We start from the raw sequence: 20,751 nt of genomic DNA, 5'->3' as shown, positions 1-20,751 counted from the left end.
GCTGCTGAAGGGCCACAACTAAAAGTAGCTTCAAATAAACTTTTTCTGAGAATTTGTCAGGATTCCCCCACCTAAAAATCTGGGGAAGTTGTTTCTATAAGTTTAGCAATAATCAGGCGATGGTAATCTGCATCCGCCCGTGCCGTTTGGAATGATATAGGTTCCGGTCAACCCGATTGTAAAAGTCCATCGGGGCCTTATCATCCGTGGTAATTGCGGAAACCCCCACGGAAACCGACAACTTGATCACACCCTCATCCGACTGAACCTCCAGGTGATTAATCGCCGTGAAAATCTGATCGACGATGGTTTTGGTGGCATCAACATCGTATCCGGGAAAGAGAATATTGAACTCCTCGCCACCCGTCCGATAGAACTTCACCCGCGGGTCATTGGCGGTCAGCACCGTCTGTACGGTCGCTGAAACCTCCCTGAGGACTTCATCCCCAATCGCATGACCATAGGTGTCGTTGATGTGCTTGAAGTGATCGATGTCAAACATCATCATGGATAACGCCCGACCCGTTTGACCATAGTGCTTAAATAAATATTCAATATCTTCCGTATAAGCCGCAAAATTTCCCGTCTTCGTCAACGCATCGTGACTGGCAAACTTGGCCAGTCGTAGTTTGAGCGCCGTGTCGTGTGACAACATCGACACATAAATATAAAGCAACGTTTCAAAGATGACCAGATATAGCCATTCCTGCCACAACGTCGTCCAGGAGAAGTTAAACTTCAACATCATCCAGAACCAGAGCAAGCCCCCAAAAACTACTGTTGTCAACAAGTACGGCACGAAGGCATGCTTGAATTTCTGAAAGGTGGTATGACCGATGTTTAACACGACAAAGAACGCAAATAGTGTCACGGCATGGGCCCACGACTGCCAGTACCCCAGTGAGCCATCAAAGACCATGTAGACCAACATGATGGGAACCAGGAGGACGTACGGCACCCGGATTTCTAGGAAATAGGCACAGAATGTAATGGCAATCAATTCAAAATTCATAAACTGCCAGGCGTCACTCTGCCCGACAATCAACGACTGCATGCTAAAAACAAAGACCACCATATAGAGCAAGCCATACCAGGTGTTAATGACATTGTCAGAAACGTTGATTCGGTGCGTGTGCGTCCAAGAAATAATCCAATTATAGGTCACCCAATAAAGCGTGAGTACGCCCAGGACAAAGAATACACTGGTGGTAAATGGTGGCACCTGCCAATGAGACCACGTCATTAATAAACCCTCTTCTTTAAGTTTGCGTGATGCACCCAACGACTCACGCGTCGGGCCCGTTTACATTTCAATTCGACAATAGGCCCGCTAATGGAACAACACGCGGGCCAGCTTATTTACATTATCATAAAGCCATAATAATCCCATTATTAGGCAAAGGAAATAACCAGAATGGCAAAAGTGCTGAATTATGTAAACATTTTCAATAACACACTTACTTTTACTATTAACTATTCTCTAATAATTGACGCTCGTTCCCCGTCTGGCGCCCACAGCTATCTGAGAGTTTATCAGATAAAGCTCAGGAAACCCCTAGTGAATCACCACTAAAAAGCGCGTATTCTCTACACTAAGGGCAGGCGGTAACTTTCGTCGTCCGGCACCACTTACGCTATACAAACGAAAACGACAACTTAACTATCAGGAGGCACCTCTTATGAAAAATCAAAATAACGACAAAACCACGCAAACCGATCTCAACCAACTCATGCACCAGGTCGCCACGCAACACCGGCCCATCAGGCTACATTCGTCTACTGACGATGCTGACGTGGTCCTGATTAGTCAGGCCGACTTAGATACCGCTCAGGCCGTGATCAAGGCCTCAATCGGTCGTAATGTCCCGTTCTTAATGGCTTAATCGTAACACCCGGCCCCTATGCCACTCATCTCATGAAATGAACCGCCTTCTCGACAAGCATACCGGGAAGGCGGTTCATTGTTGTGCAGTAATTGCTGACGGCCACACTAAAAAGTGCGTGCACCCAATAACTTTTAGTCTCAATCAACCACTTTCGGCGCTGCCAACTCAGTCAACAGACGCTGTAGTTGCTGTTGATAATTCAAAAATATTCCTGTGAACTTGCTATCACTGCTTGGGTCCCAGGGCTTGGGCGTGCCACAATAGTGCAAAATCACGGTATTCGCCATCACCCAGTGAATCTCATGCTGATTTAAGCTCCGCGTCTGATACGTAAAGTATTTCCGCGTATCGTAATTCCAAACTTCCTCGGGAATTTCTAAAATATCGGCACCGTACAGGAAGTTTAAAACATCCTGATCTGGCAAGATCAATTCACTGCGATACTTTTCAATCGCCGCCGTAATATCGTTCAACTTAATCTTGGTGCGTGCTTGATCGAGATCAATGACCAAGACGCCCGAATTAAAGTAGCTGGTCTTTGTCCCTAACCGAATCATATTGAGACCATCAACCATCTTCGTTACACCACGATGGACGGCAGCGGCCAACATGTGACCCTTTAAGTCTATCTCCCATAGCGGACGAAGCGCGTTAATCACCAGCAAATCGGGATCTAGGTAAATGACCCGTTTGACATCTCTCGGTAAAATTTCACCACTGAGTAGCCGGAAATACATTTCCTTAGGATACCGCTTGATCAGGGGTACCCCCGCCGCAAAGTCGGCGGCCACGCGCTGATCCGTAAATTGCCAGTTAAAGACTGACGCCAACTGGGCCACCCCTGATACCTCTGTGGGTGTGAGTGAAGCGTGCAATAGCCACAAGTGAATCCGTTCCTGTGGATTGTTCGCATGAAGCGAGTAAAGCATCACTTTTAGCGGTGGTAAATACCCCGCATTCAACGTGACCAGGACGTTAATTTCATCAGTCAAATCATTCACCGACTTTCAGCCAATTTTTGAAGATTGCGCCAGTTCCGCCATCAAACGCGCTGGCTAGTTGCCAGTTATCTTCAATTTAAGCATACTCGGCGCTTTTCGTCACAGATGATGGTCGCACATCAGCTCGTAAATTTGGAACTCCCCACGCCGTCCTGCGGCAGTCCCAGCGACCTAGACGACTTCGTCTAGATCAGTTTAACAGAGAATTGAGGTATTCCGAGCGTTCATATCAAACCTGTACCGTTTCCATACACAAACTTTACCTGACCGGATTGGCACGTCTTTAAGATCTTTCTCTGGAACATTTTTCATTTTCACATGACCGAAGCGGGTGAGACTAGGCAGGCCCCTGCGCTTAACGTCAATAAGCACCGGCTCGGTTCCACCGAGCGGGCACTTATTGACGTTAATGCTCAGGGGCTAACCGCCCTCACTCACACTCTATACAAAAAAGCGCCATCACCTCTCGGATGATAGCAGCTTTCGTTTCCCTTACTTCTCAATGGCCATCTTAACCTGTAAACCAGTTCCCCAACTAGTCAGCGGCTTTGGCTTGACCACTCGTTAAGTTACTCTTTAATACCCAACCTTGACCCTTAACGTAACTAAAGGTCTTGGTCTTCTTTGCTGAATTCTTAGCCTTGATTTGCTTCGTTACCTTGTACGTCGTGCCAGCCTTAAGCTTCCCCTTGGACGTCAACGTCATAGTTGGCCGGTCTGCAGCAATCGCTGCCTTGTAAACGACTGGCCGAGCATCTTTGGTGTGGACCGTCTTTGCCTTCTTGTAAAAGGCTGAAGAAACGATCGTGTATTTCGTGGTCTTGGTTGCCTTGGCCTTAACACCGTCAGCAGCCTTAAACTTGCCGGCCGTTAACTTGCTGGCAACAACCCAGCCTTGACCCTTAACGTAGCTGTAAGTTTGGTTCTTCTTAGCACTGATCTTGAGCTTAGCTTGTTTCGTCACCTTGTAAGTCGTCCCTGCTTTCAACTTCCCCTTAGTTGTTAGCTTCATGGTTGGCCGGTCTGCGGCAACTGCGGCCTTGTAGACAACTGGCCGAGCATCCTTCGTGTGGTAAGCCTTAGCAGCCTTGAAGGTCTTTGCAGAAACAATCGTGTAAGTATGGCTCGTCGCCTTTGCAGCTGTTGTCGTTGCAGCCGTCGTACTCTTAGCTGACGCTGGTACCGCCAAAGCCATTGGTGCAACTAATGCTAAAACAGTCATTACAGTTAAAGATTTTTTCATAGTATCCCTCTCCCTTTTCCAAAGATTACAATTATTATAGTAATGTTACAGAATTGTGTCAATGGGATTTCGACTGTAATATTTTAAGACTTTCTAAAGGGGGCACACCGTTTAGGGGCGAGGCTATTCACTATCAATTTAGGCGACCGTTTCACACCAGAGAGGTCTGCGTGTGCAGGCCTAAAAGGGTCAAGCCATTGATAGCCTAACCCTTTTACTGGAGTTTATTCTAGTTTGGTAACACGTAACGGGCAAACCGGTGGTTAATCCGTCGACTGCTTTTTCTCGTCGGCTTGGATAGAAGCGTCCACTTTTTCTTCATACCAACCCGCAAGTCGCCCCACATTAGCAATGACCCGTTCAACCGACAGCGTCGCCAACAGGAGTAGACACGGCAGATACTGAATCAGGTAACGGCTACGGCCCCCTTCAAAGAGCAGCAGGAAGACAAAGCCCCCGACCATCGAGAGCCGCAGAATTTGGATAACCCGCCGTTCCGGACCAAAGCCCAGTGCGATGATGGTCAGTAAGCTAATCCACCACAACTGGGCCGCAAACCGAAAGTCCGCAATGTGCCGTCCGTACAAATAAATATAGTTCTTCAGTTTATTAGAAATTCCCTTATTGTTGGGTTTTTGGTTCTCTAGGAAAAAATGACCTTCCTTCAACCACCCAAAGGTGCCATCCGCCGTATTGTTACGTTGCTTTTTGACTAAAAATTTTAGATACCCCGTCGGCCCCAATTTCTTCAAACGCTTCTTGAGCATCATGACGGAGTAGTCCGTCTTCTGCTTTTTAGTCGGCAAAAAAGTCATCTCAACGGCTTGCCACCAGCTATAACCACCTTGCCCGTAGACCCCCATCGCCATAAAATGAATGGCCGGGATGGCCCGGGTCTTGTCGACCTGAATATAGGTCTGATTCTCCACGCGCGTATTCACGTAACGATACGTGTAAAAGGCACTTTCACCGATAAACAGAAGCATGGCCAACGCCACAAACACGTCTTGCATCCGTAATTTCTTGTGGTTAACCAACGCCAGCAGTCCTTCGATAATAGCAATCGCAATGACGGGAATGATCGAGGACGGCTTCATGAAGTAGGTCAGCATCACACTGATACCGAACCCGTTGGCCGCGGACAATCGCAGCAATGGATGCATCGTGGTCTTGCGCAGGGTAAAGTAACACAGCAGATAAAACGAGACCAGAGGGAGCCCCCAAGCATCGGTATAGGGCATAATGATGCTGGGAAAGACCGCCAACCAAGCGGCCTGAATGTACATTGCCGCTCCCAGCGCCCGTTTCTGCACAATCCGTACACTCAAGAGATTAAAAATGACCGACAGATCCACAAAAAATAGCGTGACAAAATCAAAAAACTCCCAGGTGGTCTGCTGAAAGGTGGTCGATAACCAATGCATAAACAGCATGATCGGGAGGTTATTCACGTTCAGACTAAAATAAGCCGTGGCATCCGGGTCTCGTACGGCGCTCGGGTCCGTGGCCGTATGCAATAACATCCCCGAGTCAAAACCACTGTTGGGGTGGACAAAAAAGACGAAGGCAATCTGCGCCGCCAACACCATCAGCAGGAGGATCGTCCCCGTCCGCAGCCGTTGCGTAATCAAGACACGGTACAGCCACGCGTGTACGCGCGGATACGCATAGTTCATCACGAGGATCGCCACAATGGCAATCACGAGCCCCGTCGTTACCATCGTGGTACTGGTTCCAAACGTGGCATTGTCTCCCAGGATAATGTTGGGCGATGTCACTGCAAAAAAGAGGGTCAGGAAAAACAAGACGTGCCAAAAGAAGTTAATCACCGACTGACTAAAATTGTAGAACCTACGCATGATCGTCTTCCTGCTTGGCCTGGTCCGCCATCACTTCCGCCTGCGTTGGGAATTGGCGTTCCGTAATATCAATACAGAACGACCGGGTTGGCGAATCACTGACCTCGATCCGCAAAAGAACCGCGTTATTCTTCCGGAGAATGCCATCAATTTCATTAAAAAGGTACTCCGTGACATTTTCAACAGTTGGGTTAATCACCTTAAACTCAGGAAGATCATTTAAGTACTTCCCAGAAAGTTCATCGATCGCCGTGTTCAGAGATTTTTCAATATCAAAGAAGGAAACCATCCCTTCAAACACGTGCAATTCACACACGATTTCCCAGGTATGGTTATGTTTCTTCCCGGTACCGGACTTCCACCGAACGGCGTGACTAGCATTAACGTATGATTTGATTTTATAACTTCGTTGTTTTTGCATCGCTTATTTTCCCTTCTTATCCTGACGCCGCTGCTCACGAACCGTTTCGACATCGTCTCGCAGGACTGCCGTGATACGGTGCCATTCTTCCGACAGGCCCCGCATATGCCAGGAAGCCTTGGTCGTCATCGCATTGATAATCCCCACTAACCGAATCCAGGAGCACATAAACATGTAGAGCGGCAACGTTAAGGTTACCCACCAGAGGTGCCGATAGAACCTTTGCTCCGCCGGATAGGGTCGCATCAGGATGTACACACTGACAAAGTTCACCACCGCTACCAAGACATACAACGCATAGATCAACAGGTAAGACAGCAGCAGGATAAAGGGCGAATAGCCAAAGGCAATCAGTGCGAAGGTGGCAAACGTCCAAATCATCCGTGGAAACGTAAAGGTATGATCGATAATCATCCGGCGAATCAGGAAGTTCTTGAAGAAACGTTTCAGGTTAGCCGTCTGATGCATGTAGCTTTCCGTGACTTCCAGTTTCCCACGTTGCCACCGCTGTCGTTGGGCATATAGTTCGGAGAAACCCGAAATCGGCTCGACATAGAAGATCGCATCGGCACAGATAATCACCTTTTTCCCCAGCCGCGTTCGAATCTGGAAGGTCATATCGGTATCCTCACCAATGGTATCGATATCGTAGAGAAAGGTCTCCATGAGGACCTCCCGACGAAATGCCGAGAAGGCCCCGGACATGGTGAACAGTTGGTCACGAGAGGCCTCAATCGTCCGCCCGGAGAGAAACGCCTGTGCGTACTCGTAGTATTCATTTTTGGCAAGCATGCGGTGCCACCAGCCCTTAACGTCTCTGACCATGTCACGTTTGGGCAAGATAGCCCCCGTCATCGCGGCCACGCTGGGGTCATTTTCAAATTGAAGGACCATGTTCTTGACCGCATTTTCCTCTAACAGGCCATCGCTATCAATGTTAATGACGTAGATCCCAATACTTTCATAAATGGCGGTGTTGAGGGCCCGCGCCTTCCCCTTGTCCGTATTGACGTAGCGTAGGATCAGCTCGGGAAAGGTGTTTTGCGCCTTGGCATAGGCGCCAAAGCTATTGTCCGTACTCTGATTATTTGCAAGGATCACCTGCATGGCACTCTTGGGATAGGTTTGATTGTTAATTGAGCGAATACACTCAAACAACGTATCCTCCGAGTTGTAGACTGGCACGATCACCGTGACCCAGGGCCACTTCCCTGGCGGCGTTAACTTGGGCTGATGACGGTGCATCCGCATGAGTTTGATGGTAGACAGAAGGGCTGGGATAATTTCAACCACGATCGGAATCAAGGCCCACGTAATCCAGAAGCCCATCCTGGTCAGTGCTAAGTTAATCCAGTACATCACAGCTTATCTTGCCTCCAATCGACGAACTCCCGATAAATGCCCCGTGCCAACTGCGAATAGGTAAAGACGTTGTAGTACAGCGCAATCACCAAGACGTAAAAGATGAGTCGCCCCATCACCGAGTGGGCCATGAAGAACGACTGCCCGCCGCCAAAGTGCACCACGGTCACAACCACACAGAGTCGTAACACGTTAATCGCATAGATATAAAACAGGCCAAATAACGCATAGAAGACCTTTTCCTTCCGCTGATACGTGGGAAAGAAGACGACCAGACTGACGAACGCACAGGTTTCGATGATTCCCGAACACTCGTAGTCGATCGACATAATCACGGGATTGCCGACATTTGTGATGTAGACCAATCCCGTATGATACATGATGGTACTCCAGTGGGTAATATCACTGAATAATGCCACACCGTGAATCACGGCATGCGTAAAGAACCAGACCCAGTACGGGTGACTAATCGACGTCAGGATAAAGAAGAGTCCGGCGCTCCCTACAATAAAGAAGTAGGCCGACAGCCGAGCACGCTTTAACACCGACAGTGCATATAGCCACACCACCGTTCCCAATAGAATACTTACTCTCATGAACACCCGCCCTATTGACTAACCTTTTCATTCCTATCAGACTGACACGCTTATTTTTTGGCCTTCCGGTTCAGCTTACCCGACTTTTTCAAGCGCCAGTAGCCTAAACCAGCGATCGCTAAGCCAATCCCGGAGATGACGTAAGGGCCCGTTGACCCACCGGCAACCGTCACCTTTTCATTCCCAATGTTGGGATTATACATGGTGATGGTCTGCCCAGTCATAGTGGAGAGGTGAAACTTACGGAGATCAACCTTGAACTCGGCGATGTTGTGACCATCCTTGTCACTGGAAACATAGCCGTTGCCAACGGTGCCGTACTGATGCCCGTCAGTGTACGTACCGCCTATGAAGTTGACTGCCTGAGACTCTCCGGCCTTGACACTAGACTCAGGCATATCATCTGACCAGACATTATACCGCTTACCCCCAATGTCAAAATTGTAATTACCATAGCCGGGAACCAAACCATACTTCATCTTAACGTAGACGTAAACATCGTTACCGTCGCTGACCATGGCCGTGTAACCGTTGTAGCCTTCCGTCAGCGTCACATTTTTCCAATCAGCAAACTTACCATCAATCTTAATATTCAAATTGTCATTATCGTTAGCGGCATTGCTATCAGTGGGCGTCGTTCCCTTAGAACTCTGATCTGCTTTACCGTTGATCGCACCGCCAGAGGCGGCCACGCTGGAACCATCCTGACCGGAATCGGTCCAGTCAATGGCCATCCTCGAGGGGTTATTTCCGATATCCGAGTTACTAATGGCCGCAACCTTACCGTTAACGGTCTTGGTGAGGTTCAGCTTCGTCAAATCAATCCGGAATTCCGCCACGTTATGCGATGCCACGTTGCCAACGTAACCCGTGCCGACCGTCCCGTACTGGTCGCCACCATTCCAAGTGCCAGCGACCAGGCTAAAGGCCTTCTTTTCTCCGGCGCTAACACTAGCGGTTAAGTTTTGGGGCTTCAGGAAATAATGCTTATCTGCAATGACCAGATCATAATTGCCATTTTCGGGAATGCCACCATCATTTTTTTGAACATAAACATCCAGGTATTGGCCATGGCTCTCCAATGCTGTAAACCCGTTATACCCTTCTGTTAAATCAGCCGTTTTCCAATCTGAAAAATCACCGTCAATGCTAATGTTATCGCTAGCCTCAGCAATCGTTGGCATCGTCTCGATTGCACCAGCTAGTCCTAGTGCAACCACCCCGGCCATGATTAACTTCCACAACTTCATAGGTTTCATGTTCCTCCCTTCAAACAACATCAAACTTCCTCAACTGGCGAACGCCTTTTAATCACGAAATTACCTATATACGGTAATACTATGCCATCATATTCAATTAAGCAAGGTAACAATTTCACCACAAATGCACCCGTTCCGTTACATGATGATAGCGTCTCAACATTGCGCAAACAAGCGAAACTCACATGGTTCCCATTGTGCCGTCACTATGGGCAGCAAGCTAGTTACTGTACAATAACAAAGTGTTTTATTAACCACTCTATTAGCGACCTGTTCTCGTATAAACGATTCATTATCCACTATATTTTTCGGGTCATTATACCCAACCGTATCGGCAGGCTTCACCGCTTAAAATCAACGCATTCGCAACATACTTAATTGGTGTAAAATATAAGCAAAGTGCTAACTGCTTGTCACCATTACCGGGCAACAGCAGCGGCATTTTTAATTTTTCGGCATCACCATTTTTAGTGTGACGCTGAATCCAGGGGAGATTTTTTCATGAAACGATGGTTAATCGGAACCACATTGGTTGCCGCGGGCCTCTTTAGCCTGGCTGGCACCACACAGGCCGCGGCGAAGAGTTCGTCGCCCTACCTACCGGACAACACGCAGTACGTCCGTCTGAAGAAGAACATGGACGTGGGCATTTATCAAAAATCGGGGAATCACTACCAGAAGCTTTTAAAGAAAAAGGGCGCTCTGCTACAGGTCATGGGTGTTGGCCGTAACGCGGTTAAGGGGAAATATGTGCCAACGGTGGCCTTGACCTCCGGCGCCGTTCACTACAGCCGGGCCAACAAGCTGAAGTACAAAACGATGGATAACATGCACCCGATGAACATTCCCTTTACCAAGGCGAACTTCAAACCCGTCAAACTCAAGGCGCCCGACAGAACGCTCCTGTTTCAAGCCGGAACCGGCTTCAAGGTGGCCTCTTCCATTGAGGAGAGCTTGGTCACAACGCCTGCCTTTTACCTGACGCTGGATAACTACCTGCAGTACTACAGCGCAGCTGATATCGCTAAGGTGTCGCCTAGTGGTCTCTACAAGGCTGTTGGTGGCATGAACGTCTGGAAGCCAACCGCTTCGGTTAAAGTCAGCAAGGTCACCGTTAAGGGTAAGACAACGACCGTAGACTATGCCAAGCCGCTAAAGGGCATGCCAAATCGAAAGATCAGCAAGGGCCACTACCGGTTGAAGATTGTCCACAATACGAAGCAGCATCACGCCACCTTCTTCCCCGATGGCTACACTGAGGAGGCCAACTGGACCACCTACAAGGTCAATGGCAAATCCTACTACGTTGGTGAATCGATTGAGGTTAAGGATTATCTCGATGACTAACTGTTAGATGATTTGAAGAGTGGACCAACACTCAAAAACTGACACTTTCAGAATGCTCGTGCTTCTGAAAGTGTCAGTTTTATTTTGCCCTTATATAGCCGAAAAGCGGGACAGAAGGCAGATCCCACCTGACCCACTCTTTTCAATTATTTTCCCCAACCAGCTCCTCATCTAAGCCCACTAATAGCCGGCTTGTCTCGCCTTTTTATAATCGTGCTTATGCCCGCATGTCCCATATCTTTACACAATCTACATCCGCCCTTTACATCCAGTGCGTATTCTAGGAGCTGTACCAAGCCAAGAGGAGGAGTTAACGATATGAATAAACGAATTAGCACCCTAGTGACCGCTCTGCTGTTAACCACGACGTTAGGTTGGCAACAACCCTTTGCCACCATTACGGCCAATGCCAAAACAACGACACAGACGACCAAAAAAGCCAAGAAGGTTAAGAAGGCCAAGTCAACGTCAACCCACATCAAGCTGCAAGGCGCATCCAACGCCCGCGACTTAGGTGGCTACGTCAACAGCAAGGGGCAGAAGATCAAAGCCCACCGTTTAATTCGTTCTAATGGTCTCTCAACGTTATCCAAGTCTGACCAGAAGAAATTAGTTAAGACCTATCACGTTGCTACTGACGTCGATCTGCGGACCGTCATCGAACAAAAGAAGAGTCCTGACGTGAAGATGAAGGGCGTTAAGCTGGTCAAGGCCAACGTCTTCAAGTCATTCGGTGCCTTCCCTGACTTCTCAAAGAAGGGTGCCGCAGACAAGATGATGGAAAAGTCTTACCACGATGCCATCACCACCGCTCAAGGCCGTAAAGCCTACAAATCCTTGTTCCATCAATTACTGAAGAACCCTAAGAACAAGGCTGTTCTCTGGCACTGTTCTGCTGGTAAAGACCGTGCCGGTATGGGAACTGTTCTGGTGCTCTCCGCCCTCAACTTCAACAAGAAGGCCATTGCAAAGGATTATCTAAAATCCAATACATACCTGACGCAAACCAATAAGGAAAACTTGAAGAAGCAGGAAGCTGGCTGGAAGGCGCAAGGCAAGACGCTGACGCCAACCGTAGTTGCTAATTTCAAAGCACAAAACGGCGTTAAGATGGCTTACCTGAACACGATGTACAAAGCCGTTAACACGAAATACGGCAATATGGACAACTTCTTACACAAGGGCCTTGGTCTGACCAACACCCAATTAAAGCAATTACGGGCTAACTACTTAACCTCCGCTAAGTAACCTTCCCGTGCACTAGAGAACCCACAATGAGCAAATGGCCAGAATCAAGTGATCCTGGTCATTTGCTCATTGTCGTCACGTCACCTTTCATCACAAATTGGGTAAAACGTTTTATAGTTCGTGTTTTACTGAATATTGTCTTATTTTGATGACATATTGCCATTTATCCTATCAATTTCCATACTTTCATGGTATGCTTCTTGAAAATAATAATTGTATGAAGGAGTGCTATTCTTGCAAAACATTTATTTCAACCACGATGGTAACGTTGATGACTTGGTTTCCCTGCTGCTACTTCTCCAGATGCCGGATATTAATCTCACGGGTGTCGGTGTGGTCGGGGCCGATTCATACGTTGAACCGGCCGCCTCAGCCTCACGCAAGATTATTGACCTTTTTGGCAACCCCCAGCATCCCTTAGAAGTCGCCGTATCTAACTCGCGTCCCGTCCATCACTTTCCACAAAACTGGCGATTGTCAGCCTACTCCTTCGATAACTTCCCCGTCCTCAACGAATCTGGACGGGTTGTGACACCCGAAGCCAAACAGCCGGCGCACATCGATATGATTGAAAAGCTCCAGCAGACACCCGGAAAAACCACACTGGTGATGACTGGGCCCTTAACCGATCTGGCTCGGGCACTCGCCATCGATCCGACCATCACCCAGAAGATTGAAAAGTTGTTCTGGATGGGCGGCACCATGAATAACCAAGGAAATGTTAGTGAACCCGACCAGGATGGCACCATGGAATGGAACGCCTTTTGGGACCCACAAGCCGTTAAGGCCGTCTGGGATACCGATATTGATATCGTAATGATTGGGCTTGAAAGTACCGATCAACTGCCCCTGACACCCGAACTGCGGCAGCACTTCGCCAATCTACGACAATATCCCGCTATGGACTTGATCGGCTATGGGTATTCCCTAGTCATGGCATTCGAAGCCGACTCTATCTATTACCTCTGGGACGTCTTAACCACCATAACCAGCAAGTATCCTGAGATCGTCACGACAGAATTAGTCACCAGTGATGTCATTTCCAAAGGACACGGTGCCGGTCGAACCTTTATCACACCCGATGGGCGGCCCATTACGTTGGTCACTCAAGTCGATAAGGACTTGTTCTATCAGCACTTTGATGACCTAGCGATGTCCGCAACGCCTAACTAACCATTCAACGTTTCCCTAACACGAACAATAAGCAACTGGCCCGAATCAAAAACGATCCTGGCCAGTTGCTTATTGTTCGTTATCTGCTAGTTAACCTACTCACCACCTAGAATGACCCCCTTACCGAGTCGGCGGTTGAATCATGGCTCGACTGATAATGTTGAATTCCTCTTGGCTAGGCTGCCAGCCCTTGACTAGCGGCGGTAGTGTTCGATCGAAGCGGTCCACGTCTGCCTGACTCACGTCCATGGCGCTACTTTCCTGGTAGATCCAGTGTCGACCCGCTAACGCATTGGGAACCAGTGTCTTCACCAACATAGCGGCCGGATACTGGTTGCCTGGCAGCGACACGTGACAGTCCGCACAGCATCGAAACCCCCGCGCCACATAGTTCGCTGGCATTCCAAAGATCACGACCGTGTCAAAGCCGAGCGATTGCGCAATCTGAAATGACGTTGTGATTAGCCGCTTGCCGTACCCCTTTCGCTGATAACCGGGACGCACACTTAGCGGTCCAAACGTTAGGATGGGCTTCACGTGGCCCTGATCATCCACTAATTTAGCGCGGGTATACATGATGTTTCCCACAATCTGATCGGCCAACGTCACCACGAGGTCTAGGGACGCAATAAAATCGGCGTGCTGCCGCAACTGGTGTGCCAGATAGTGTTCCACACAACCCGGTGCATATAAATTCCAAAAGGCAGCTCGCGTCATCAGCTCAACTTCAGACCAATCGGCTGGTTGTTCCTGACGAATGATGAGGGACTTTCCCGTTGTCGTTTCCGTTTGTTCCAAATAGATCATCTTTTTTCCTCCGAGGTCCAAGTGACACCGTCTGGGAGGTTGGTGTTAGCTTACTTAATCGGCCAAACCTCCCGATTACGCCACACTCACACTGTTCGTACGCATAGGCAAGTTCTCCTAAATCTTATTTGGCCTTATCGACCTTGTCCGTAGTTTAGCAAAGGCGCGTCCCCCCTGTCAAAGCTGGATAGCGCGTCAACTGATGAGCACTTTTAACGACAAAATCCGTCAAAGTCAGCCGAGAGCGGCCCCCTTTGACGGATTCATGATGACTTATGTTCAAGCCTGCGACTGTGCCTGTTGCTTCAAATGTGAGATTTCCTTCAACCCCGCACTCATCAGCACAAAGACCACAATCCACGCCACGACAATTAACAAGATGAGCTTCAGGTAAGGGCTGTCCAAAATAACAATATCCCAGTCCCAGGTTGCGTGCATCAAGACGCTCAGCGCAAAGAAGACCAAGAAGCGGGCATCCAGCAATTGGCTAAACTTGAAGGGTTGAGCGCGCTTAACCACCATCAGGGCCCCACCGGAGATGGCCGCCCAGACCAAGTGACCGCCAATTGCCGACCAACCACGAAGTACGGCCACGGCGACCAGTTGCTCACTACCGGCACTGTAAATATACCCCGCCGTTTCAAACGCCGCGAAGCCAGCCCCCACAGCCGCGCCAATCAGGATTCCATCCAAGATGTGTTGCACCTTTAATTGACTAATGAAATAAGTCACGATTAACACTTTTCCAAGTTCTTCAACAACACCAATGGACAGGGAATCCTTCAGCGTCATGACGCCGTAGATCTGATTACTGTCGCTAAACGTCACGAATTGATACAAGAACAGCGTCACGACGAGGGAGAAGATCCCTCCAATAAAGAACACTTTGACGACTTCAAAGAGACTGACATCCTTGAAGGCATCGGCCTCAAAGAAAAAGACCAGGCCGGAGAATGGCACCGCAAATGCCCCCACCAGGATCAACCCGGGAATGGCATTGCTGTTTCTGAAGTTAACGGCCATATAGAGCAGCGCCACGAACGCCACTAGGAAGCCCACCAAGATTCGTGAAAACAACCACGGCTTGGCCCACTCGTCGGACACGTCAGCTAAGGCCGGCGTGGTTGTCTTTGTCCCGGCAATAAAGATCGCGTTGGCCTCATCCTTCGTATGGTGCTTAAACACCTCGGAGAACAAATCCGAGAGGTTAACCTTAACTGCTCCTTCTTCGCCGGTATATTGATTCAGTTTGGCCGTCGCCGTGTCGTAAAGCCCCTTCACTTGATGAGACTCACTGGCTACCGGTGTTACCGGCGTTCTTTCTTGGGAGGCCGCCTGGCTGCCCGGCAACGCATGGCCGCAACTGGGACAAAATTTAGCGGTCTCTTTGACTTGATTCCCACAATATGGACAATATTTCATCTTAACCCCTCACTACTCTAAAATATTCTGATACAGCTTCAATCCCAACTGATTCATTGCCGCCACTTGATCGGCTTCATGACCATCTTGGGAAAGGACCACTGCGACGAAGGCCCCATGACGATTGGCCACAATCTCAGCGTCGTTTTGGACACCATAATCGGCGTACTCACCCGTTTTGTTATAGACTTTAGCCGAACTGGGCAACAGCTTGGGCAGTTTGGTCCGGTTCTGATTGTCCGCCAAAATAGCCAGCATTTCATCATCAGCGGATTTTGACACCAACTGGTGATTGTAGAGTTTCTTCAGGGTCATCCCCAGATCTCGTGCCGATGTGAGATTATCGCGCCCTTGATCAATGGCGTCGGTATCCATCATCTTTCGCTGTAGCTTAGTATCCGTGGCACCCATGTTCTTAATCTTATTGTTGATTAACCCAAAGCCACCCATTTTGGCAATCATAATGTTAGCGCCGGTATTATCACTGTCATCAATCATGTGCTTTAAAATCTCTCGGTAAGTCAGCTTGGTACCATCACTCATGTTTTGAATCACACCCGTTCCGCCCACCTTTTCGCTAGCGGTTAGCGTATGCGTGGCGTTGAGGTTGAAGACGCCTTCTTTTGCCATGGCGTAAGCCGTAACCAGGATGAACACCTTGATGCTGCTAGCCGAACTCTGCGCACCATTGTTGACAACAACCTGTTGCTGGCCGTTGACCGGTGAAACGTAGGCCGAGTTGGTGCCGTCAAGTGACTTGAATGCGGTCGTGATGTCACTTTCAACTGCGGAGCGATCAAAACTGGTCGTTGCGGCGTGACTGGTCTGCCGTGAGCTGGAGCTGGTCTGTGACTGACGGGGAGTCTTCCGTTCCGTGTGACTTGCCGTGGGCTTGGCAGTATGGCTGGTATCTCGCTGGAGGAAATAGATCCCCCCACCAATTAACAGGATTAAAAGTAGCGCACTGATTAACCACTGCCATTTAGGCTGTTTACCCTTAGTGGGCGCTGTCTCAGTTGTGGGCGTCTTCCCCGAGGTGACCGGCGTGGTCGTTCGGACCTGTTCGTTAGTTGCATCAGAGGTCATCGGTTTCGGTGTTGGCTCAGACGTCGTGGGTTCAGATGTCGTTGACTCAGGTGCTGTTGGTTCGGACCCAGCTGTCTCTTGATCAGGCATCGTCGTCTGCTCAGTCCCCTGCGTCGCAAAATCATAGCCGCAATTTTCACAGAAGCGACTCTCTTGGGAATTCGGCGTCTGACAACGGGGACATCGCTTTTGCTGACCGGAATCCACAGCATCCGGCGTCGGCGTCTCAGCTACAGCCGTCAGCTCGGCACCACAATTCTCACAAAATTTAACGTTCTCGTCGTTCTCGTGACCACAGTTTGGACAAATCTTCATACGTTTAGGCCCCGCTAGTTAAAGTTGTGCCCACAGTTCGGGCAGAATTTAGTCTCGGCCGCGACGACACTCTGACAGTCGGGACAGGTCTTTTCTTCCGGCTTAGGATTCAAATCGGCACCACAGTTCGGGCAGAACTTGGTGTCCAAGCCCACCGCCGCATGACAGTTCGGGCATTCCTTGCCTAGCTTCGTCCCACAGGAAACACAGAACTTGGCATCGGCCTTATTGGCTGCGTGACAATTCGGGCAAATGACTTCCCCCTCATGCACACTCTGACTGGCCGCCATGGACACCGTGACGGACTTTCCCCCGCTCATGATGAACTGCTCAACGTAGCTGAAAAGTTCATCCGGTAACTTCTTCTGGTTCCAGGCACCAATCGCCGCGGTTACGGCTAAGGGCGCAAACGCAATCATCCCGATGGTGGCTGCGCCGGCCTTGTCAATCCACTTTCCGGAGCCCACGTTCACCATAATTTGATTTTCACCGGCATTGAAGATCTGAACTTGAATCGCGGAATCCATCCCTACGATGGTCTTCCAACTATCCTCTTGCTTGGCTTGCACAAGGTAACCCTCGTTGGTGTGCATGCCTTCCGCGTGCAGTTGTTTCTTTTCACGTAGCCAGTTTTGAATCGCCTGACCCACCTTTTCGAGATCCAGGCCGTCACTCAGTTTAAAGATTCTTGAATCTGCCATCTTAACATCACTCCTATTTGTGTTCTCGTGCTTCCCGCATCACCATTTGAATCCATTTCTGCGAGTACCCATACTTCCGAGCCAACTCGTGCTGATTATGACCGTCGAACTCCTGCAAGACGCGCTGAGCGGTCACTTTTCGATCGTAAAGATGAATTGGAAAGTTCAGCTGGGTGCCTTTGTAATGTTCATAAATAATGAGCATCGACTCCGTCCCCACCAAACTATTCAAACTCTTGTAAAACTGGTGTAGTGCATCCAGCTCGATACGCTCTGTCATTGCCCTCGCCACCTCCTTAGGCTAAATTGTAATTGTTTGCGAATATTTTAGTAACTGCACTTATCCTCGCCCTTTTCCATGAAAAGTACCCCAACAATGGCCGGTAACTCGTCCTGCAGAACGCCGCTAGTTTAAAATCCCCGTGTAATGGGAAATCAATTGCCCACTTTTAAACCAAAACAGCAAAAAAGGTGACGCCCTTCGTAAAGGACGCCACCAAATGTGGAAAAATTTATTTTGTTGTCAGGTTAAGTGATGTTGGATCAACGAGACTTCTTAACCCAGACGTACCACTTAACTGCCGGCAATGACGGAATTGTAGGCCAGTAACATGTTTAAATCGTTGAAGGCGTAGGATTCGCCACCGGCTTCCGCGGAACCATAGAGGGGCGACGTCGTGTCGGTTGAGGTCATCGCGTTAAGCTTAGTTAACGCCTGACCATACAGCTTAGTATCGCCTAATGCCACCGCAATCTGTGCAACATAAGCGTAGTTAGAGGCGGCGTCATACGGACTCGCCGGCGACCCATCCAGATTGTAATCGTTGTAGATTTTTTCATCGGCAGTGGTGTGGGCTGTGATCCAGTCCAACGAGGTCTGCGGTAACTCACCAACTTTAGCCAAATTCAACATGGTTAGTAAGCCATCCGTAACGTTGATCTGTCCGCTAACGTTGTCATCACTGACCTGGTAGCTACCCGTACTGTAGTTGTAGTAGGTATTAAACATTGGCAACTGATCACTGATATAACTATCCTTGATCAGCTTCAACTGTTGTTGGTAAGCCGTACCACCGGCAGTGCCAGTCGTGGTTCCCAAGCCTTTAGCCTCATAGATGGTCTTTAACGTTGCCAGATCCAAGTAATCCAAACGAATCCGTTTTTCCTGACCGTCCTTCGTGCTATAGCCATCGATCATCTGATAGTAGGCGTTCATATCGTACTTCGTGAACCCATCAATCAGCTCGCTAATCAAAGCCGTGCGGTCGTTATTTGGCGACTTGCGATTCATGACTAACAAGGCCTGGATAATACGCAAATCATCAATCGAGGCACTGCCCTGAGTGACCGTGTGATCTTGTCCTTTTGCTTGCCAGTTAAAGGTATGGGTATCGCTGTCGTAGAAGCGGGCCTTGATCCCACTGAGAGCTGTGTCAAAGTCAGACTCATCCCCTGCCATGGCCAAAGACAGCAACCATAGGCCACTGGACTCCGTGAGTTCTTGATAGGGACTGTCAGTCTTGCCTTGTGAGGCCAGGTAGCCGGAATAAAGAACACCATCAGTATCGGCCAGCTTAGGCACAAACTTGGTCATATCTGCCTGTAATTTGGCGCGCGTCGCCTCTTGTTCCAGTGGTAGACCGGAAAGGGTGGGACTCATCTGACTCACCGTAGTCGGGGAGATTTGCCCCGCATCGCTAGTCTTAGCCGCCGTCGTTGGATCATCCGCTGGGGCACTGGCTAACGTGTAGGTGACATCACCAGTGTAGGTCCCTTTGTACGCGGTAGAACCAACCTCAGTGCTTAGATTTCCCTTAGTGGCATCACTACTATCGCCAACCGTTGTGGTATCGTCTGCAAGTGTAGGTTGATAATCATAAATGGACTGGGCGACATCGGTTAACAAGGTGCTGTGTTGCCCGTTACTATAATATATCGGTAGAGTATGCCCAGCAGATGTCAAACCAGTCGTCTGGGCGGTTAACTGATACGAGTCCCCCACCGCATTCGTCGAACTAACACCTAATTTAAAGTTGGTTGCTGGAACAACGCCGGCACCCACCTTAGGGGAAACAAAACCAATCTTGTCACCGGCACCCACCTTAGAAGCAAAATCAATCTTGTCATCAGTACCCGTGTCAATAGCGTATGTCTTGGGAATTGCCAGCGTGATGGGAACCGCCACTTGGGCCATATAATTCATACTCTGTTTAAATACAGCCTGACTGCCTGCTTGGTCAAACAGATAGAACGAGAAGTCCCCGTTGGTAACATTGGTGCTGGCCGTATCTATGGTTAGCAAAGGATGATCGGGGTCCGTCTTATCCAGAGTGACCCCTGTTTGTCCACCGGCCGGTTCGATGCCTAAGTTGCTGTAACCGCTCTGCCCTTGCTCACCACCATAATACTTACTTAAATCTAAAGTCATCGTCTTACCATCATGAGACGTTTGCCAATCTGGGGCGCTAATACGCCAGTCTTGGTACGTCCCCGAAGAGCCAGCAGCTGCACGACCACTGGTAATCTGGTTATTACTATAGGCTAATGTGGTTAGTTGTTGATTGTTGCTCAAATCCGGTAAATTTCCGGTAAGTTGATTTGCCGCCACATCCAGCCATTTCAGGTTCGTGGCTTTACTGAGGGTCGCTGGCAAACTGCCACTCAGTTGGTTACCGTTTGCTTCAAAATGAGTCAAGTTTGAAGTAAAACAGGCAGCTGGTATATTTCCAGTGAACCCATCCTTATCGAGATAAATTTCCGTTAAATCAGCCAGCTGTGAAATATTGTCCAATGTTCCTGATAGCTGGTTAGATGAAAGCTCCAAAATGTTTAAATTCGTCAATCCCGCCCAATTTTCAGGAATTGATCCCGTCAACTGATTCTCCTTCAGCTGAAGTTGTTTTAGTTTCGACCATTTTGTAACTGGGAATTGGCTAAGATCACCTGAAATATCATTATTCGAAAGATTTAAAACCGAAAATTGCAAGAACAAGTTAGCCACACAAAACAGCCCCAGGATATTCCG

Annotated in this window: 18 protein-coding genes; 4 read left to right on the top strand and 14 right to left on the bottom strand. The window is 48.9% G+C overall.

Annotated features, from left to right (window positions below; translation table 11 throughout):
* Positions 1-112: 112 nt before the first annotated feature.
* Positions 113-1,243, bottom strand: a complete 1,131-nt coding sequence (locus FD28_RS10505) for a GGDEF domain-containing protein (RefSeq protein ID WP_057735002.1) — start codon at positions 1,241-1,243, stop codon at positions 113-115.
* 436 nt (positions 1,244-1,679) lie between these two features.
* On the opposite strand from FD28_RS10505, the gene FD28_RS10500 reads away from it, so the two are divergent.
* Positions 1,680-1,883, top strand: a complete 204-nt coding sequence (locus FD28_RS10500) for a hypothetical protein (protein WP_057735001.1) — start codon at positions 1,680-1,682, stop codon at positions 1,881-1,883.
* Between the two features lie 140 nt (positions 1,884-2,023).
* On the opposite strand, the gene FD28_RS10495 is transcribed toward FD28_RS10500, so the two are convergent.
* The 7 genes from FD28_RS10495 to FD28_RS10465 all read right to left on the bottom strand — a co-directional run bounded on the left by FD28_RS10495 (position 2,024) and on the right by FD28_RS10465 (position 9,627).
* Entirely contained in the window at positions 2,024-2,887 is an 864-nt protein-coding gene (locus FD28_RS10495; RefSeq protein WP_235806889.1) for a glycosyltransferase family 8 protein, read from the bottom strand.
* Between the two features lie 535 nt (positions 2,888-3,422).
* Positions 3,423-4,130 carry a hypothetical protein gene (locus FD28_RS10490; protein WP_057734999.1) on the bottom strand — a complete coding sequence of 236 codons (708 nt, stop codon included), beginning with the start codon at positions 4,128-4,130 and terminating at the stop codon, positions 3,423-3,425.
* Positions 4,131-4,393: 263 nt separating this feature from the next.
* Positions 4,394-5,992 (bottom strand): TIGR03766 family XrtG-associated glycosyltransferase, encoded by a 1,599-nt coding sequence (locus FD28_RS10485; RefSeq protein ID WP_057734998.1) that lies wholly within the window; start codon positions 5,990-5,992, stop codon positions 4,394-4,396.
* Positions 5,982-6,410: a 6-carboxytetrahydropterin synthase gene (locus FD28_RS10480; protein WP_083478174.1), complete on the bottom strand. Its 429-nt coding sequence runs from the start codon at positions 6,408-6,410 to the stop codon at positions 5,982-5,984. Before FD28_RS10480 ends, FD28_RS10485 begins: the two co-directional genes overlap by 11 nt.
* 3 nt (positions 6,411-6,413) lie before the next feature.
* A complete protein-coding gene (locus FD28_RS10475; protein ID WP_083478173.1) occupies positions 6,414-7,769 on the bottom strand; it encodes a TIGR03111 family XrtG-associated glycosyltransferase in 1,356 nt (451 codons plus the stop codon).
* A complete protein-coding gene (gene xrtG, locus FD28_RS10470; RefSeq protein ID WP_057734996.1) occupies positions 7,769-8,368 on the bottom strand; it encodes an exosortase family protein XrtG in 600 nt (199 codons plus the stop codon). Before xrtG ends, FD28_RS10475 begins: the two co-directional genes overlap by 1 nt.
* A 50-nt stretch (positions 8,369-8,418) precedes the next feature.
* Positions 8,419-9,627 carry a Firmicu-CTERM sorting domain-containing protein gene (locus tag FD28_RS10465; RefSeq protein WP_157059884.1) on the bottom strand — a complete coding sequence of 403 codons (1,209 nt, stop codon included), beginning with the start codon at positions 9,625-9,627 and terminating at the stop codon, positions 8,419-8,421.
* 501 nt (positions 9,628-10,128) lie between these two features.
* Here FD28_RS10465 and FD28_RS10460 point away from each other — a divergent pair.
* The 3 genes from FD28_RS10460 (at position 10,129) to FD28_RS10450 (ending at position 13,395) form a co-directional block, all read left to right on the top strand.
* Positions 10,129-10,974: a hypothetical protein gene (locus tag FD28_RS10460; protein ID WP_057734994.1), complete on the top strand. Its 846-nt coding sequence runs from the start codon at positions 10,129-10,131 to the stop codon at positions 10,972-10,974.
* A gap of 318 nt (positions 10,975-11,292) precedes the next feature.
* Positions 11,293-12,222: a tyrosine-protein phosphatase gene (locus tag FD28_RS10455; protein ID WP_057734993.1), complete on the top strand. Its 930-nt coding sequence runs from the start codon at positions 11,293-11,295 to the stop codon at positions 12,220-12,222.
* Between the two features lie 234 nt (positions 12,223-12,456).
* A complete protein-coding gene (locus FD28_RS10450; protein WP_057734992.1) occupies positions 12,457-13,395 on the top strand; it encodes a nucleoside hydrolase in 939 nt (312 codons plus the stop codon).
* 120 nt (positions 13,396-13,515) lie between these two features.
* On the opposite strand, the gene FD28_RS10445 is transcribed toward FD28_RS10450, so the two are convergent.
* From FD28_RS10445 to FD28_RS10420, 6 genes are all read right to left on the bottom strand, one after another.
* Entirely contained in the window at positions 13,516-14,202 is a 687-nt protein-coding gene (locus FD28_RS10445; protein WP_057734991.1) for a GNAT family N-acetyltransferase, read from the bottom strand.
* 279 nt (positions 14,203-14,481) lie between these two features.
* Entirely contained in the window at positions 14,482-15,624 is a 1,143-nt protein-coding gene (locus FD28_RS10440; protein WP_057734990.1) for a PrsW family glutamic-type intramembrane protease, read from the bottom strand.
* Positions 15,625-15,636: 12 nt separating this feature from the next.
* The gene (locus FD28_RS10435) at positions 15,637-17,025 is read right to left on the bottom strand and encodes a serine hydrolase (RefSeq protein ID WP_057734989.1); all 1,389 of its coding nucleotides are present in this window, start codon (positions 17,023-17,025) and stop codon (positions 15,637-15,639) included.
* Positions 17,026-17,039: 14 nt separating this feature from the next.
* Entirely contained in the window at positions 17,040-17,726 is a 687-nt protein-coding gene (locus FD28_RS10430) for a zinc ribbon domain-containing protein (RefSeq protein ID WP_057734988.1), read from the bottom strand.
* A 13-nt stretch (positions 17,727-17,739) separates the two neighbouring features.
* Complete coding sequence (locus tag FD28_RS10425; protein WP_057734987.1) at positions 17,740-18,006, bottom strand: Mor transcription activator family protein; 267 nt, start codon at positions 18,004-18,006, stop codon at positions 17,740-17,742.
* A gap of 294 nt (positions 18,007-18,300) precedes the next feature.
* A partial coding sequence (locus FD28_RS10420; protein ID WP_057734986.1) for a leucine-rich repeat domain-containing protein occupies positions 18,301-20,751 on the bottom strand: 2,451 nt, incomplete at its 5' end.

This window comes from Levilactobacillus hammesii DSM 16381, assembly GCF_001434395.1.
Lineage (GTDB): Bacteria > Bacillota > Bacilli > Lactobacillales > Lactobacillaceae > Levilactobacillus > Levilactobacillus hammesii.
Note: the sequence above shows the minus strand (reverse complement) of the source record. Positions and strands in the feature narration are given on the sequence as shown.